At 48.1% G+C, this 17,529-nt stretch carries 15 protein-coding genes; 3 read left to right on the top strand and 12 right to left on the bottom strand.

The genetic code is table 11. The annotated features are described in order from the left end of the window. Nucleotides 1-287: 287 nt before the first annotated feature. A complete protein-coding gene (locus tag AC0QH1_RS06275; RefSeq protein ID WP_324630088.1) occupies nt 288-719 on the top strand; it encodes a DoxX family protein in 432 nt (143 codons plus the stop codon). Nucleotide 720: 1 nt separating this feature from the next. Here the strand turns inward: AC0QH1_RS06275 and AC0QH1_RS06280 are convergent, their stop codons facing one another. The 9 genes from AC0QH1_RS06280 to era form a co-directional block, all read right to left on the bottom strand. Beyond that, nucleotides 721-1,125 carry a DUF4112 domain-containing protein gene (locus tag AC0QH1_RS06280; RefSeq protein ID WP_324630089.1) on the bottom strand — a complete coding sequence of 135 codons (405 nt, stop codon included), beginning with the start codon at nt 1,123-1,125 and terminating at the stop codon, nt 721-723. A 60-nt stretch (nt 1,126-1,185) separates the two neighbouring features. After that, nucleotides 1,186-2,964 carry an adenylate/guanylate cyclase domain-containing protein gene (locus tag AC0QH1_RS06285; protein ID WP_324630090.1) on the bottom strand — a complete coding sequence of 593 codons (1,779 nt, stop codon included), beginning with the start codon at nt 2,962-2,964 and terminating at the stop codon, nt 1,186-1,188. Between the two features lie 185 nt (nt 2,965-3,149). Then, nucleotides 3,150-3,548, bottom strand: a complete 399-nt coding sequence (locus AC0QH1_RS06290; protein WP_324630092.1) for a response regulator — start codon at nt 3,546-3,548, stop codon at nt 3,150-3,152. An 11-nt stretch (nt 3,549-3,559) separates the two neighbouring features. Next, nucleotides 3,560-4,990: a hybrid sensor histidine kinase/response regulator gene (locus AC0QH1_RS06295; protein WP_324630093.1), complete on the bottom strand. Its 1,431-nt coding sequence runs from the start codon at nt 4,988-4,990 to the stop codon at nt 3,560-3,562. Between the two features lie 140 nt (nt 4,991-5,130). After that, nucleotides 5,131-7,527, bottom strand: coding sequence for an ATP-binding protein (locus AC0QH1_RS06300; protein ID WP_324630095.1), 2,397 nt, complete (start codon nt 7,525-7,527; stop codon nt 5,131-5,133). A gap of 17 nt (nt 7,528-7,544) precedes the next feature. After that, on the bottom strand, nt 7,545-9,107 hold the full coding sequence (locus tag AC0QH1_RS06305) for an ABC transporter substrate-binding protein (protein ID WP_324630096.1): 1,563 nt from the start codon (nt 9,105-9,107) through the stop codon (nt 7,545-7,547). A 222-nt stretch (nt 9,108-9,329) separates the two neighbouring features. Further along, a complete protein-coding gene (locus AC0QH1_RS06310) occupies nt 9,330-10,301 on the bottom strand; it encodes a carbohydrate kinase family protein (RefSeq protein ID WP_324630098.1) in 972 nt (323 codons plus the stop codon). 591 nt (nt 10,302-10,892) lie between these two features. Further along, complete coding sequence (locus AC0QH1_RS06315; protein ID WP_324630100.1) at nt 10,893-12,611, bottom strand: iron uptake porin; 1,719 nt, start codon at nt 12,609-12,611, stop codon at nt 10,893-10,895. Between the two features lie 321 nt (nt 12,612-12,932). Further along, complete coding sequence (era, locus tag AC0QH1_RS06320; protein ID WP_442957287.1) at nt 12,933-13,784, bottom strand: GTPase Era; 852 nt, start codon at nt 13,782-13,784, stop codon at nt 12,933-12,935. A gap of 436 nt (nt 13,785-14,220) precedes the next feature. On the opposite strand from era, the gene AC0QH1_RS06325 reads away from it, so the two are divergent. Both AC0QH1_RS06325 and AC0QH1_RS06330 read left to right on the top strand, forming a co-directional pair. After that, entirely contained in the window at nt 14,221-14,898 is a 678-nt protein-coding gene (locus AC0QH1_RS06325; protein ID WP_324630101.1) for an actin-binding WH2 domain-containing protein, read from the top strand. 85 nt (nt 14,899-14,983) lie between these two features. Beyond that, a complete protein-coding gene (locus AC0QH1_RS06330) occupies nt 14,984-15,697 on the top strand; it encodes a hypothetical protein (protein ID WP_324630103.1) in 714 nt (237 codons plus the stop codon). A gap of 151 nt (nt 15,698-15,848) precedes the next feature. Here the strand turns inward: AC0QH1_RS06330 and AC0QH1_RS06335 are convergent, their stop codons facing one another. The 3 genes from AC0QH1_RS06335 to AC0QH1_RS06345 form a co-directional block, all read right to left on the bottom strand. Next, nucleotides 15,849-16,571: a Uma2 family endonuclease gene (locus AC0QH1_RS06335; RefSeq protein ID WP_324630105.1), complete on the bottom strand. Its 723-nt coding sequence runs from the start codon at nt 16,569-16,571 to the stop codon at nt 15,849-15,851. 81 nt (nt 16,572-16,652) lie between these two features. After that, a complete protein-coding gene (locus AC0QH1_RS06340; RefSeq protein ID WP_324630106.1) occupies nt 16,653-16,862 on the bottom strand; it encodes a hypothetical protein in 210 nt (69 codons plus the stop codon). Between the two features lie 444 nt (nt 16,863-17,306). Further along, nucleotides 17,307-17,529: DUF4351 domain-containing protein (locus tag AC0QH1_RS06345; protein WP_324630107.1), on the bottom strand; the 223-nt coding region annotated here is incomplete at its 5' end.

Below are 17,529 nucleotides of genomic sequence, written 5' to 3' on the forward strand. Positions count from 1 at the left end.
GAAGTAGAAGTGCTGGATAATCCTGCCACGGTGTCGGGAGACCCCCTGCTACCGGGATTTATCCTGCAGTTAGAGGCGATTTGGTAGGCAATTGCGAGTTGATGAGAAGCGGTGCAGATGACTTTTCGGGGCGGGTTTTCGGTCAAGTTTCGCCGCGCTTATTTCAACATACCGTTTTTCAAAAAACTTATCGAAAAATGGGATAATTTATTCCTAAAGAAAGAGGAATTAGACTGTCATTAGCCTTAAACTGATGAGAGATGTAGAGGGTTGTGTTAAATTTTACGATGCAAAAGAACAAAGAACTGTTGCGAGTGATTCTGGCGATCGCGATCGCGGTGGTTGGGGTGTTGCACTTTGCCCATCCCACCCCCTTTGTCAAAATCGTGCCCAGTATTCTGCCCCACCCACTGGCACTGGTTTATATTAGCGGATTCTTTGAAATTCTCGGTGGGATTGGATTATTAGTTCCCCCAGTTGCGCCAGCAGCAGCGTGGGGGTTAATTGCCCTATTTATTGCCGTATTTCCGGCGAATATTAACATGGCGGTGAATCACATTCAGATTGCCGGGGTGCCAGATTCGCCGATATTTCAAGCCATTAGACTTCCCTTTCAGGCGGTGTTAATTGCTTGGGCGTATTGGTACACCTTACCGAGCGATCGCGAAATTCAAGCCTCCATTATTCCCAAGCACATTCTCGCCAAATTCGGCTGGTAATTCAAGAATTCTCTGCCGCAATATTAGCAGAATCCGAGGGCATTTCCTCTCCTTCTGGCTCCACAATGTCGAGATGTTGTTCTAAGATTTGCAAATTGCGAATGTTCGACTTGTAAAAGGCATCAAAGATGTCGCCGAATAGAGGAATTGTGCCGATCGCCGCTTCTAAAGCGATATTGTAAATCATTTTGCCCAGGGCTTCGCGCGGGAGGGAGAAGCGCGCCGCCAAAAACAGAATATAAGTGGAAAAAGCGGTGGCAATTAAATCGCCCAAACCGGGAACCAGACCGATAATCGGGTCTAAACCAATGCGAAACGGCGTGCCTGGGATGCGAAAGGCGGTATCCATCAGGCGGCTGAGTTTCCGAATGCGGGTGAGGGTTTGTAAGCGTTGTGCAGTATTCATAATCATCTATTATAGCAAAAAAACCCGACGGGCGTTTTATCGATAAACGAGAGAGAATTCTCAAAATCGTTCTCGAGCGCGTTGCAGGTAAATTTGTGCCACGCTATCTTGTGGATTAATTCGCAGACAATCGGTTAATCGTTGCGCGGCGGCTTGGAAAGACTGTTGATTGTAAAGCATCAAGGCTTCCTCAAATAAATCGGCAGTAGCCAGTTTGCCTTCTCGAACTGGCGAATCATCGGCATCAAACACTTCATAGACGGTAATAAATTCTGATTTTCCCTTCACTTTTACCGTGTCTATGGTGCGGATATGATAGTCGGCGGGATTTTGCAAGCGGGATAAAGTTTGGTGAGTAATTAACAAGCAAACCCCATAGTTTTTGGTCAAACTTTCCACCCGAGAGGCTAAATTTACCGCATCGCTAATCACGGTACTATCCATGCGGTATGAACCGCCAACAGTTCCCAGCATCAGGGAGCCGGTGTTGATGCCGATGCCATTTTGAATCGGACTGTAACCGGAATTCATGCGGTGTTGATTGTATTCAACCAGTCGGTTTAGCATAGAAATTGCGGCTTTGACGGCATCATCGGCACTGCCTCCAAATAGCGCCATAATGGCATCGCCAATATATTTATCGATAAATCCGTTATTTTCGATAATTGCTGGTTCCATGCGGGAAAGATAGCTATTGATAAACCGGAAATTCTCTTCCGGGGTCATGCGTTCGGAGAGGGTGGTAAAATTGCGGATGTCGGAGAATAAAATCGACATTTCTTGTTCCACAGCGTCGCCGAGTTTAACCTCGGCAATGCTTTCGTAGCCCAGGAAGGAGAGAAATTCATTCGGGACGAATCGGCTGGCGTTATCGGTTAATTTTAATTCGTTTTCTAAGGCAATTTCTAAATCGCAGTTTAGCTTAAAAAGTTCTTCGATAAACTGTTGGCGTTCGGTTTCGGATTTTTTGCGATCGCTGATATCTTGAAAAGCCACGATCGCATAGGCGATTTGGCCGCTTTCATCATAAATTGGTCTTCCCCACACTTCAATCGGAACCACCCGCGCTTCTTGGTGAACTTCCATATCATCAACGGTCATAGTTTTGCCGTTCAATGCCTGCAATAAGGGGTCGCGTTCTTTCGGATAAAGTTCTTGCCCGCCGGCGAGATAGGTTTGATACACTTCGCGCAAGCGATCGCCCCGGGCATCGCTGACGGTTCCTTTCCCGAGTAACTCTTTAGCTTTTTGATTGATGTAGCAGGGTTTGCCGGTGGTATCCACCACAAACACCCCCACAGGCATGGCTTCTAAAAACTGCATTAACCGATTTTCATTGGCATGGAGTTGGGCAATCAGAGCAGATTGTTGCCGATTCAACTCTTCCAACTCCCGATTCATTTGCTGCAACTTTTCATTTTTCTCCGCCAACTTTTTATCTTGCAAATAGCTATAAATCGCTTCAGAAACCGTTAATTTTAAATCTTCGGCTTGCCAAGGTTTGGTAAGATACCGATAAAGTTTGGCATAATTTATAGCATTGCCCACCGCCTCAATCGTCGCCTGACCCGTCAGCATCACCTTGAGGGTTTTTGGCGACAGCAGATGCACCCGCCGTAAGAGTTCATCTCCCTTCATATCCGGCATCAAGTAGTCAGAAATAATCAGGGGGATTTCATATCCATCCTCGAGTAATTCTTCGAGTAACTCTAAGGCATCCTCACCGCCTTCAGCCAATTCGATGAGATATTTTTTGCCCAGGGCCGCTTTTAATTCGGCTTTTAGGCTGGTGAGGACGGTTTTTTCATCATCGACACAGATAATTACCTGTTTGGTCACGGTTGGTTGGTAGTGGTTGGTTTGCGGTTAGTTCAGAACCGGAAATCCATCGGGCAGAGGGAAATCAGTCCCGAGAATCGCCGATGAGAAACGGGCGGATGGCGATTTTTCTCCCCATAAGTCAAGCCATCGGGGCAGAAGACCCACCCCGATCGCCGATTTTCTTCATTTTATTCTACGCAGTTTTACCCCGGTTGTGACAAACCGGATTTAATCGCCGCCACTAACTCCGCTTCAGACCAGGGTTTGAACAGACAGCAATGCAGGTTTGCCTCCCGTTGTGCCCGGGCGATCGCGCTTTCATCCGCTTGCCCGGTAAGCAGGATTTTCACGATGTTGGGAAATTTCTGGTGGACGCGAACCAGAAACTCATCTCCTTTCATCCCTGGCATCAACCAATCCGAAACAATCAAAATAATGCTCAGTTCATCCTCGTTTAGTTCGTCAATTACCTCTAACGCATCGTCCGGATCTTCGGCAACTTCGTAAAAATAAGCATCTCCAAAAGCACTTTTCAGTTGGGTTTTCAGACTCTGCAAAACAAGTTTTTCATCATCCACACATAAAATCACTGGCTTAGACATTGGCCAACTCCTCAAGCTGTTTTTATCGGAATCGACAGGGTAAATGTGGTTTGCCCTGGTTGACTTTCTACGTTAATTTTACCCGAATGCTTTTCCACAATTTTTTTCACGATATCCAAACCCAAGCCGCTGCCCTCTCCGGCGGGTTTGGTGGTAAAAAATGGATTGAATATTTTCGGCAACACCGCTTCGGGAATCCCTTTCCCGCTATCGGTAATGCTCACTTGAATGTCCGCATCTTGCTGACTGACGTCAATGGTTAAGGTGCCGCGATAGTCCATCGCTTGCAGGGCATTATGCACCAGATTCGTCCAGACCTGATTCAGTTCGTCGGGATAACACAACATCGGCGGAATTTCTGCATAGTTGCGAATCAATTCGACGTTATGTTTTAATTGATTTTGATAAAGCGTTAACACGGTTTCGATCCCTTCGATCGGATTGGAGTAGGTCATTTCTCCTGAATAATCGTAGCGGGCATAGGTTTTTAAAGCAAACACCACTTTCGAGGCTCTTTCTGTGGCGGTGTTGATGGTGTCGGTTCCGCGTTGCAATCCGGATAATTTATATGCAATGTCTAATAAATGAGCGCTATCGGGTCTTTTTAATAAGGGTAAAAATTCCTCGATGTTCTCATAAATCGTCATATCCACCAAGGTATCGGCTAACACATCGGCATCTTCTATATCGTGGGATTCCAGTTCTCGAATTAAAGCGCGTTTTGCTTTTCTTTCTTCTTTAGCGGTAATGGTGGGTTTTTCCTCCATTGAGGTTTGCAGTAATTTTAAAAAATCCTGCCCTTCCTCTGGGGAAAGAGATTGAAAAAGTGCGGGTAATTGTTCCAGGGTTTGATGCAAAAATTTTGCCATATTGCCCGCCGTGGAACGAATGGCACCGAGGGGGGTATTGATTTCATGGGCAATTCCTGCTACTAACTGCCCTAATGCTGCCATTTTTTCCGATTCAATCAGTTCTTTTTGGGTGGTTTGCAGTTGTTGCAAGGTGTTTTTTAATTCTTCATTTTTTGCTTGCAGGCTTTTTTGCAGCAAGCGGTTTTCCAGGTGGGTTTGCACGCGGGCGAGCACTTCTTCCACTTGAAAGGGTTTGGTGATGTAGTCGATTCCCCCAACGCTAAAGGCTTTTACTTTATCTAGGGTATCGCTTAATGCGCTGATAAAAATAACGGGAATATCCCGGGTGGTAGGGTCTGATTTGAGCTTTTCGCAAACTTCATAGCCATCCATCTGGGGCATATTGATGTCTAGCAGCACTAAGTCGGGGGGGGAAAGTTGCACCGCCGAAAGGGCCAATTTGCCATTGGGCGTGGGGCGGACTTTATAGCCGCGATCGCTTAAAATTCCCACTAACAATCGCAGGTTGGCTGGCGTATCGTCTACCACGAGAATATCGGCTTTATAGGTGGTTTTTTGGGCTGAATCCATAATTTTTGCAGGGTAGGTTCCAGGGGTTTGCTAGAGTATAGATGTCGGTTTGCGCGAGGATAGAGGCGGGTTTATCCACCGGGATTTCCGGGGAACAACCGTGGGACAAACCCGCGCAGACAGAGAACTGATGAGGTGAATTATAACCGAGATGAGCTAGATTGTTCCTCGGGTTCGGGAATTAAATTTAACAGGCGATCGTATTCAAAATTATCCAGGCATTCGGCGATCGCCTGGGCGAGGGGCGCATTCTCGGCGCGAATGCCTTCGATTAATTGGTCAATGAGCTGCAAGTCTCCTTGTAAAATTGCTTGTTTCAAGTTAACGATCGCCTCCACGGGAAGGGTGGCGATCGCCTCTGCAGTCAGTTCCTCCCCGCCTGCATTTGTCGCCCCATCTCCGCTGGCGTCATCGTCATAAATATACCGCACGCCAATATGTTTGTTCATCGCTGCAAATATATCCGCTTCTCGGAAGGGTTTTCGCATAAAATCATCGCAGCCCGCCGATAAAATTACGGCCCGTTCTTCTTCCAGAACGCTAGCAGTTAAAGCAATAATTGCCGTGGCTTGACCTTTGGTGGTGGATTTAATATATTCTGTGGCTTGATACCCATCCATCACGGGCATTCGCATATCCATCCAAATCAAATCCGGTTCCCAATCTTCCCAAACCGCGATCGCTTCATTTCCATTACTCGCTTCGCGCACTTCAAATCCCAACGGTGTCAATAATTTCACCAACAATTGACGGTTAAGCGCTTTATCATCCACTACCAAAATTCGATAGCGCGGTTGATTCGGTTCCAAGGCGATCGCATGGCGAGTGGGTTGACTCCCGCTTTCTACTTCTTTCCCCTCGACCATCTGCACTTTAATGTCAAACTCAAATGTAGTACCGGAACCCACCTCGGAACTCACAGTCATATCGCCGCCCATTAACTTAACAAATTTCCGACTAATTGTCAATCCCAATCCAGTGCCTTCGTGAGCTTGTTTTCCGGTTTCGGTTTGCACAAAAGCTTGAAATAAGTTTTTTAAATCCTCCGGAGAAATTCCCGGCCCAGTATCTTCAATTGCAAAGTGCAGCCATCGCCAAGGCGTGGCTTCTGTTGAGGAGGAATCATTGGGCGCGGCTGTGGGTTGGTTCGGGTTCGAGTCCCCGAGTTCTACGCGCAGGGAAACCCCACCCACTTCAGTAAATTTCAGGGCATTATTGAGTAGATTAATTAAAATCTGGCGCAATTTCACCCGATCCGTGCGAATGAATTGCGGCAGGTTTTCAGCGCGATCGCAGAGCAATTGCAATTTCTTTTCATCTGCTTTCAATCGGAACATCTCCCGCAAATCATCAAGCAGCCGATATAAATCAAAATTGCTTTCATTTAAAGTCGTGCGTCCCGCCTCAATTTTAGATAAATCTAACACATTATTAATCAGGGTCAGTAAATGTTCCCCACTGCGGGTAATAATCCCCACATCTTCTCGGTGTTCCGGCGGTAAGCTCGAACTGCGATTCATCAGTTGAGCGAAGCCGAGAATCGCGTTGAGCGGAGAGCGCAACTCGTGGCTCATATTGGCCAAAAATGCGCTTTTCGCTTGGTTCGCGGCTTCGGCTTTTTCTTTCGCCAGTTCCAACTGTTCGTTAGACTCAGCCAGTTCTGCAGTGCGTTCTCTGACGCGAGTTTCTAACGTTTCAAACGACTCTCGCAGTTGACGCGCCATACTGTTAAAAGACTTCGCCAATTCGCCTAATTCATCGCCTCTTTCTACGGAAAGCGTTTGCTCCCAATTCCCGTTTGCTAGTTGTTTTGCGGCGCTATTTAAACCTAAAATGGGACGCACGATTAAGCGTTGAGTGGACAGCCATACCACGATCCAAGCCAGGACTAGAGTGAGTAAAAACGTGCCGATCGCAATACTTTTTGCTTGCCCTTCGCTTTCTACCACAGAACTGGCATCTAATTCAATGGCGAGGATGCCTTCTAGGCGACCAAATAAATCGGCGATCGGCGCATACCCATATAACACCACCTCCCCGGCTGAATTTTCCTGTAGTTCGGTTTCGATCGCCGGCGTTGTGATGTTCTCCAAACCCGAACGCAGCAAAGGCGTAATATTCGAGAGTGGCTCGCCAATTTCGGTGGTACGTTCTGAATTATAATTCAAGTCGTGTACGAATACAATTTGCCCATTTTCTTCCTGGCGTAAAGTGTATATTCGCTTGATTTTCGGCGAGGCTTCTTTAATATCCGTTAGCCTGGTTTGATTGATATCGTAGTACGGACTTTCTCGGTCTTTGGGAGCCAGAACTAAAGCGTGATAGTCCACATCAATTTGCGGGGCAGAGAGGCTGATAATATCTTGCAATCGCTCGCGAATGGCTTGCCTTTGGGTGCTTCTCAGTTGCAGGTAAAGACTGCCCGATAATGCCCCTGCGGCGATGCTAATTAATACGGAATAAGCCACCGTCAGTTGCACGCTCAAGCCCCAACGGTGCGATCGCGGTTTTGGCGAGTTATTTTGCCGTTGATTCATGTTGCTTTACTCCACAGTTAAGGGGTGAGTCCGAGACTGGCGCGATAGGCGGCTAATTGCGCCTCTCGACCAATTTCGTTGGTTATTTCTTCCCATCCCGTTTCGATTTCTACCATTGCTTCTTCCGTGGTAATCAGACCACCCAGAAAATCTACCAGCACTCTATCGAGTACCACTTGTTGATAGCGTTGGCTTTGAGGGATGCGTAATTCTAACACCATATTGGGATTCTTGAGACTGACTCCGATCGCGCCTAAGTATTTACTCGCAGCTTGCGCGCTCATTCCGGCGTTTTGCCATGCTTTTCGGCTGGTAAATTGCGAGATGCGATACGGATTCATTCCGGTTTCCCCCCGGGTAACGTCGATATTCGATTGAGCCGGTTGACTCATGTAGGAAAGTAAAGCATAACCGGCGGATTTTTTGTCAGTATCCACGCCTGCATTAATGGCTCCAGACCACCCGCCAAATGCTGCATAAGGGGCGTGATTGATGCCTTTAATGGCATAAGGACAAGTGAATTTATCGCAAGCGACTAATTGACCCGTTTCGCGATCGAGTACATTGTCGCTACCGGGTAACATTACCGCCCCCACTTTATCGATAACTCGAGAGCGATCGCGGTCAATTGCGAGAGTGCCAATATCCCCCCAATCAATAGTGAGGGCACAGCGCCCAGAAATAAACAGCGATCGCGTGTCTCCCACATCCCGATATAATTCATCCGGCGGACCGTAATTGCTGGTGTCTCGATAAATTTCCAAGGCTTTAGCAAAGGCTTCATTATTCACTAACGGACTCATGGTTTTGGGGTCGAAAAATGCTCCCTGTTTGGTGCCTTTGCTTTGCACGAATGCACTGGCGATCGACCAAAACATCCAATAAGATTGACTCTCGGGTTTTTTAGAAATACAGGAACCATAATCGGATTCACCGTCATTGTTGAGGTCGCGATTGTGAAATTGTTTCGCGATCGCCAAATACTCTTCCCAAGTTTGCGGCGGATTGAGTCCCGCTGATTCTAACAAATCCGAGCGATAATACACCATCTGAAAATCCCCGTCTAAGGGAATGGTATAAACTTCCCCTTCATAGGTGGCACTAAATTGGCGAAAGAAAGGAGCCACATCATCCCATTGAATGCTCGCATCTTCTACCACGCGATCGCTTAAGTTTTCCAAATATCCCCCTTCGGCATAATCCACTAACCATTGCGGGGCGAAAATCATGGCAGTATATTCATTTTTTCCCTCGGTGAAATCGTCCATAATTTCTCGATAAAGTTTATCGAACGGAATATTGACGATGTTCACCGTAGCTCCAGTTAGCTGCTCGAAATCCGCCGCATGTTTGGCTAAAGGTTCGGCGATGGTAGGGGGAGTGCGCGCCAACACGGTAATCGACACGCCATCAAATCGTTCTGGCTTTTGAGGCTCAGTTTGTACCGCTTCGCTTTCATCAGCAGCAGCGGGATTAGGGGGAGAATTGGCTTGCAGATTTCCACAAGCGGAAGCGGCGAGGGTCAGTCCGATCGCCGCTAATATTCCCGGTATTTTATGATAGCATTTTGACCAATACATAGCCGATACTTACATCAATTTAACTCGTTAACAGGCAGAGCATGGTAACGCTTTACCCGAGGTTATGCTTACCCGTAAAGACGCGATTAATCCCGTCTTTACTCGGCTCAGTAATTGCCACTTTTGCTGATGATAGTTTTATTTGAATACAAAAATTAAGGAAGAGTTCTGGACTTTAGGGCTGCGCCGGAGACGCACTGTCTCCGACGAAGATATCTTGCCCTAAGCTTTTAAGAATTCGGCGACGTTTTCCGCTTTAGGTTGAGCGGCGATCGCCCCGGGTTTCATCACGGTTAATGCACCCACAGCGGTGGCATATTCCACGATGGATTGAGCGGTTTTGGCGTCATCCAAGCAGTTAATGCCTTGTTGGCAAAGTTGATGAAGGATGCCCGCCGTAAAGCTATCCCCAGCGCCAGTGGTATCTTCCACTGTAACATCAAAAGCGGCTCGTTCTCCCGTATTTCCAGCTAACCAATACCAGCAGCCTTTTTCTCCCGCCGTGACTAAAACGCCTTTAATTTTAGAGCCGAGCTCGGTGGCGATCGCGGTGGGGTCGGTGGTGTTAAATAACCATTGTGCTTCCTCGTCAGTGAGTTTGAGAAAATCTACTTTTTTGACGAGTTCGCGGATCGGTTCGAGGGCTTCACCGGGGTTGAGCCAAAACATATCTCGGCGGTTGACATCGAGAAAAATACGGGTATTGTGCTGCTGTGCTAACTCGATGGCTTTGGTGACGGCTTGACGACTCTGGGGATAGGCAAGTTCCAGGGTGCCCACCACCAAATATTCGGCATTTTTGAATAAATCTATCGGCAATTTATCGGCGCTAAGGCGCGTGTCGGCAAATTCCGTGGGCGCGCGATCGCCAAATCCGGCAAAACTGCGATCGCCGGCTTTATCGCGCACTACATACACGATCCGCGTGGGTGCGCTGTCGTCGCGCTGTACCCCGGTGCAATCCACGCCCACTTCGTCTAACAGGTTCACCAAGGTTTCCCCGGGTTCGTCTTTTCCGATACAGCCGATAAATCCCGCCGAGGTGCCCAATTTTACCAACGCACAAGCTACATTTGCCGGTGCGCCCCCGGGATAATCGGTCCATGAGTCCACCTGTTCTAGGGGCAATCCCGGGCGATCGGATAAGCGATCGAACAACATTTCTCCCATGCACAAAACGCGCGGCTCGGTCACGATTTTTCTCCTTATCGATTTCACAACAACGGATTGACTCCACGGTACCCCAGCTCTAGCGCTTTTTGGGGCGCTTTACTTGGCTTGCCGTTTCTGTCTGTAAATCCTTTCTACGAAGGATTTTTGTAAATTTCCGGATGGTATTCTTAGCAGATTAAACAATTTTTCCGCAATTGACAAATCCGCCATTCTTCTCAAATTTTTCCCAAGGGTTTAGCCGCTGCTTTTGATGTCCTCAAAATCGCCAAAATCCCCGAAAATATCTTGACATTTATCATAACTGCTGCTATCCTGTAATTTTTGTAATAATTTTCGGGGGTTGACCTCACCTCAACTTGACTTCCCCTGCGCCTTTGTGCCCCCCAGAGAGGGGGTGGGAAGGTGGGTAAAATTAGACCCTCGAATTCGTCACATTTCTTAACAACCGACCTGGATTTTTTGTCGATTAAAGAATATTTTCTTTCGGGGCGGGTGTCATGGGCGATCGCGACCCAAAACCACAAGCCGAATCCACCTACCCCTCGTGCGAGGCTCCTTTCCCCACCCTCCCTTCGCAAATTGCTAACTTACGAAACTGGGGGAAAAAGCTGACTAAAACCGAAACACGGGACGAAAACGCACGACATAAATCGGGTCATTTTCATCATTATGATTGGGATTAAATGCCGCATAACTCCCGAATGCTAAATTGATGTTATTCGAGAGGGGATAGCGGTATTCTAAGTCTAAAACATACCCCGTGTCCGGGTCTGGTTCTTTGACATTACTGCCGCTGGTTCCTGTCAGTTTAGGCGGCATTCCAAAAGCCGCTAAAAACACACTGCCTTCTTTTCCTAAATCCGGAGCGGCAAGATTAATAGACCAACTCCAGATATCCGCATTGGCAGATTCTCCCGCCTGGGTGTAAGCATGAGAATATCCCACAAATCCGCCCACATTCAAGCGAGAATTGATTCGCCAGTTGCCTTGAATGCCGAAATTATTGGTAGAGTTGGCGCGGTTAAAAAAGGGATCGGCGGCGCTGTTACTTCCAGTAAATCCAGATAAATCGTAGCCATCATTTCCTCCTTGGTAAGAATGAAGATAGCTTAAGGATAAATTAACGGCATTGTTGACCTCTACATTGAGTTGTGCTGCTGCCGCATAAGCCCCATTAAACAATCCCAAATTCGGTAACGGCGTGGCTGCAGTTCCGGGGGTAAAGTATCCGGTATCCAGACCGATCGCGTCGCTGATGCGGATTTTGGCCCCCAATCGCGGTCCGCCGTTGGTGGCATACACGCGATAAATTAAGGGGTTGTAGGTGTTAATCAGGGACAAGGCATCGGCAGCATAAGGCTGAGTGGAGGCAAAGTCGAAGATTTCGACAAAATCCCCGGTGGTGCCGATCTGGGCCATAACGCGATCGCCAATGGGAAAGTTATACAACAACTGATTGAGCAGTACGGCATTGTCGCTGTTTCCATCATAGTTGCGGTTGGCAAACCGGGTGCCAGTGGCGGCAGCTAAACTGGCCATATTTGCCGCTTCAAAGCGGACATTCAACCGATCGCTGCCGGTGAAACTGGTATCGAAGGAGAGACGGGTGCGCTGCGACAATGTGAGGTTTTCGTCTAACGGGCGATCGCTGTCGGCTTTGCGATCGCCAAAGGCACTTTCTAAGGCGATCGCCACTTCTCCCCGGAACATGGTGGTGGTGGAAAACTGCGTTGCTTCCAGTTGTGCGGTTCGCACTTCTAAGGCATCGGTGCGAGACTGGAGGGCGCTGAGTTCGGCAGCAAATTGCTCTTGCAGGCGCGCGATCGCTTCGAGTTCTTCCGGGGGAAGGGTTTCCTCGGCCCCGATCGCCGCTACAATTTGTTCCAAACAGGCATTGAGTCCCGCCGCAAACTCGTACCGGGTTAAGGCGCGGTTCCCCCGAAAGGTGCGATCGGGATAGCCGGAAATACAAGCGTAGCGCTCTACCAACGACTGCAAGGCACTAAATGCCCAGTCGGTGGGTTGCACGTCGGATAGTTCGGAGAGGGGGGTGATTTGACTCAGGTTTCCCCCCGCTTCCCCTTCCAGGTGCCCGGGCAACTGGGCAATTGTGAGATTTGGCGGGAAAAACGCGCGATCGTGCCCCTCTGGCGCTGGAGTTATCGCCCCTAGGGCTGACTCGCTCAACGCCATCCCGGAAATTCCCAGGAGAATCGCCCACAAGGGCGGGGAATTTCTGAAGATAAACCAGAGACGGAAAAGCAGTAAGGTTTCCTGAGAAACCTGACGGGTAATTTTGGCTAGTAAATTGGAATGAAATGTGACTGACATGCAGGCGATCGCAATAAACGACTGGCAGATGCTCCCCGTCTCGCGATGCCCCCCGATCGCACGAAAAATCTGCCATTTTCCCTACCCACCCAGGGGCGGGACAATGGCTGACATTATTTTGACATACTCTATTTTATTTTACCGCCATCGAATTGTAAAGATTTGAGTCAATTTTCCCCTGATTTTGTTAAGCTTTCCTAACAACGCGCCTCCCCAAAGTGACTGGGACGCTGTAGTTTTCTCTCACCTTGGCGCTGGAACCCTCCGCCCTGTAGGTTGGAATGCGATCGCTATCCCGGAAGCGCGATCGCATTTGGGCACCTATTCTTTTTCTTCCCGATAGCCCAATTCTGCCAGCCGAATGCGCGATTGTCGCCATTTGGGCTGAACTTTAACGAACAGTTCCAGATAGACTTTTCCAGCAATTAGTTTTTGCATTTGTTCCCGGGCAGCCGACCCAATTGCTTTGAGCATTTGTCCGCCTTTGCCAATAATAATTCCTTTCTGAGACTTGCGTTCTACATGTATTTTCGCAAATACGCGGGTGATTTCTGGCGCTTCTTCCACTTGTTCGATACTCACCGCCACCGAGTGCGGCACTTCTTCCCGGGTTAAATGCAAAATTTGCTCGCGAATTAGTTCGCCCATGATAAACCGTTCTGGTTGGTCGGTAATTAAATCTGGGGGATAATAATACGGACCGGGTTCTAATCGATCGGCGAGGGTTTTTAAGAGGTTGTCTAGCCCTTCCCCCGTGAGGGCGGATAATTTCGCGATCGGCCAATTGTGCGGTGCAGCCATCTCTCGGTAGCTCTCATCGATGGCTTCGGGACTTTGTGAGTCCGGCGCGTCGGGCGATCGCCGGTCGATTTTATTTAATGCGAGAATTGCTGGCGTGTCGGTTTTGCCCAGCAGGTCGGCGATAAAGCGATCGCCTCTGCCCGCCGGCACCGCACCATCTACCACAAACAATACCACATCCACCGCATTGATGGCATACCGAGCATTTTTCACCAGCACTTCCCCTAATTGGTGGTGCGGTTTGTGGATGCCCGGCGTATCCACAAAAATAAATTGGGCTGATGGCGTGGTGAGAATGCCTCGCAGTCGGTTGCGAGTCGTCTGCGCCACGGGAGAGGTAATGGCAACTTTTTGCCCCACCAATTGGTTCATTAACGTGGACTTGCCCACATTCGGGCGTCCGATAATCCCAATAAATCCGGATTTGAATCCAGCAGGGGCTTCGGGAATCAGCGTGTATTCTGATAAAGTCAGGGGTCTGTCCTCCTAAATACGACTTTCCGATTGGCGATCGACTTGATTTTATTTTAATCTATTCCGGCAAGTCGGCTTAACCAAAACTTTTCCGTTGCTTAACTCGACCTTTAAAAAGCCAGGCAGGATCGTGACTGAAAATCCCGGCAACTAACCCGAAACCCTTATCCCGGTAACGTTTCTTGCTTTTCCTATTTCTCCCCCGCGAGAGTCTGTACTGTCGCCGGTTGGCCAAATTGTTACAAAATTGCAACATTTCGAGACACTTTAAAAAAGCGATGCTAGAATCGAATCGAAACCGAAAAGCATCACCTGGTAATAAGGATATAATGCGATGAATCCCTTTGCAGTTTTAATCGGCCTGCTTCAGGATCGGCACACTTTTTTGGAACACATCAAAAAAGGCATCAAGCTGGATAATAAAATCATCTCATTGCTGATATCTAGTGCCGTATTTTTTGGAATTTATGGGCTGATTATTGGCTCTTCACATAGCTGGATGCAGGCAATTTCGTCGTTTTTTAAATTGCCATCCCTGTACCTGCTGACTCTGCTGATCTGTTTTCCGACTCTCTACATTTTTAGCACTATCTTCGGGTCGAAGCGATCGTTTAAGCAGTATTTGACTTTGCTGATGACTGCTGAAGCGATTATGAGTGCCATTTTGTTTGGCTTTGCCCCAGTGACGCTATTTTTCCTAATCAGCACCCAGAGTTACGAGTTTTTCCTGTTGCTGAATGTGGCCATCTTATCCCTGACTGGATTTCTGGGAATTAAGTTCTTTTATGAAGGGATGCAGATGCTTGCCGAACCGGAAATTCCCGGCCAAAAAACCCGCACCCAACTGTTACAATTTTGGTTGTTGCTGTATGCATTTGTTGGCACGCAGATGGCATGGACCCTCAGACCCTTTTTCGGATCGCCGGGAAGCTTTCAACTGTTTCGAGAGCTAGAGGGTAATTTTTATCTCAACGTCTTGCAACTAATCGGCAAACTCCTGGGCTATCAGTAAGCTAAATCTGAATGACGCCGAAGATGGACTTGTGCGCGCACTTTATTGCTGAATCGATACGGGATGACAGGAGGAGAAACGAGCGATGGACTCAGATCTAGAGCGACTAACGATTAAAGAAAGTGAAGTAGAGGCGATCGGGGGAGTCGATGCCAACAATATTTGGTTTGGCATTGCCTACCGTCCTTCTCTCCTCCAAGAGGGTAAAAAACTGATATCTTTTGTCCTCACCCAGTTTTTTATCTTTTGCCTCATCTTTGCTTTACTCACGCCATTCGGGATTATGATGATTCGCAATTCCGGCTTTTCCGGTTACGATATGAAAGCCACCGCTTACTTTATCAGCGCCACAGGCGGCATTGCCGTAATCTTGATGTTGGGTCTCAATCTTTATCTGTGGAAAAGTACCCAAAAATTCGAGACGTTTTTAAGTTTTCTCGATGAAATCCAAAAATATAATGAAGTGGTGCAGTCGGTGGATGTTATCGATAAAATAGAAGCGGCTGGCAACCTGGGCGTGGGGGTTAGCGATCGCGAAGAAGTCATCGAAGCCCTCCGCGTCACTCGTCAAAGTTTAATCAACAGTTTGAGAACCGAAAGAATCCTGCGGGAAAATAAAGGATTAATCGATAAACGGTACGAATTGTTTGCCAATATTGAAAATAACTTAGCCACTTTGCGTGGATTGGCAATTAGCGACGAAGCCAGCGAATATGGGCGCTTGTTAAATCAAGCTTTAAAAATTGGCTTGAGCGTCGATCGCGAAATTCAACGGTTGCAAAATCGCCCGTTTAATTAACAACCCCCCGAAATCGCTGTTCACGGCACACCTCCCGCGCCAATATACTGCCTCGAAATCCCTGTCATCGGTTTTGTGATAATACTATGCATAAATATAGGGGCGGCAAATCCACCCCTATCTCAAATTTAAACTGGCGCGATCGCTGCAATTACAGGGATTCTGGATCGATTCCCCGCGCCCGGAGTCGTTCCTTCAGCGCGTCTAACTCCAACCGTGCAGATTCAGCCCGTTGGCGCTCTGATTCAGCCCGTTGGCGCTCTGATTCAGCCCGTTGGGCTTCGAGTTTAGCTACCTCCTCTGGTAACAGCACTAAGTTCCCCTCGCGATCGAAAAACCGCCACCAGATAGCTTGTTCCTGTTGCACCGTACCTTCCCAGGTTCCCAACCATAATCCTAGGGACTCGCACCACAACCAACCGCGATCGCTCTTGCTCAGCTCCTCATATCCTTGCCCTCCTAAATGCCATCCCCGCAAGGAATCCGGCGCAAAGGGGTCATATACAAAATAGTCCCGGGTACTAAATACCCGTTCGTAAATCTCCTTTTTCCGCCCCGTATCCTCCCGGACCGTAGAAGGGGACATTAATTCTACGATCGCATCGGGATAGCGTCCCCCTTCTTCCCAAACCACCCAACCCTGACGTTCCTTCGTCCCATCTACATCAAGGGTAACAAAAAAATCAGGTCCTTTAAAATCCCGATTGCAGGCTTGTTCGCTACTAAAATAGACGAACATATTGCCCCCAGTAAAATAGTCTTGCCGTCCCGCAAAAGCTTGATGCACAGAGGCAATGAGCAGATTCATTGCGATGCGATGGCGATTGCTTTCCAAGGGTTCTCCATCATCAAAAATTAAATCCGTTGGCGGCATTGGGGGAGTCCATTCCTCCCCCCCCTTGCATGGCCGTTGACGTTTTCTGGGTGAGTTCTGCAGACATAAAATTCCCCCCAATCACTGACTTCTCATTCTATTATAGTGGCTAGAAATACAGCAATTCATCTGACGACCGTTATATGCACTGACCCACGAAGAACTGCGGCAATCGATGCCTTGCCCCTGCGCGATCGCCCCGCACCAAACCACCAACAAACTGGCGATCGCAGCCATCCCAATCGGAGGAATTTTTCTCCAGTTCAGATATACATCAAATTGGTTATTCATTTGTGCATTTGACGTCTGGATTTTACCATTGTCACCCTGCGACTAATCTAACATAAATTGCCAATCAAAGCAATCGCAAGCCTTCTTCTCTGACGCACGGATATTGCCTTTTCATTCCTCCAGGCACCCCGTAGGAACAAGGCATTGCGGTTTCCTCGCCTCTTGCGATCGCCCCGTTCTAATTGTACTAGAATATCCCAAGTAATTTTTCTCACTGAAAAAGAAGCGATCGAAGGATTGTTGAAAACGCTAATCACCGCAGTCTGGCAGTCGCAAAGGGAGTCATTTTTGTTCCTATTCCCCCGACTTCAGCTATCAACTCTGCGACTATCTGGCGCGCCTGTATCTGGAACCAGCACCCACAATAGTAGCGCCCTGAAAGCGAGCAAAACAAGGGTCGCACTCCTCACAGAGAAATGCGACGCCTGCGAAATAAATGCTACTCTAACACGACTGCAACCAAGTCGCTAAATCGCCCACTTCCGAGAAATCTAATAACGCCAAACTCAACTCTTCTAGCTGAGATGTTGATAGTTCGCGAATGCGTTCTATGACCTCGGGTTCAAGTGTCCCGAATCGACGATTTAGCTGACGCATAATCATCGCGATCGCCTCTTGTTTTTTCCCCTGCTCGAGACCCTGTTCGAGACCCTTTTGAAGGATATCT

This window comes from Phormidium sp. CCY1219, assembly GCF_055795085.1.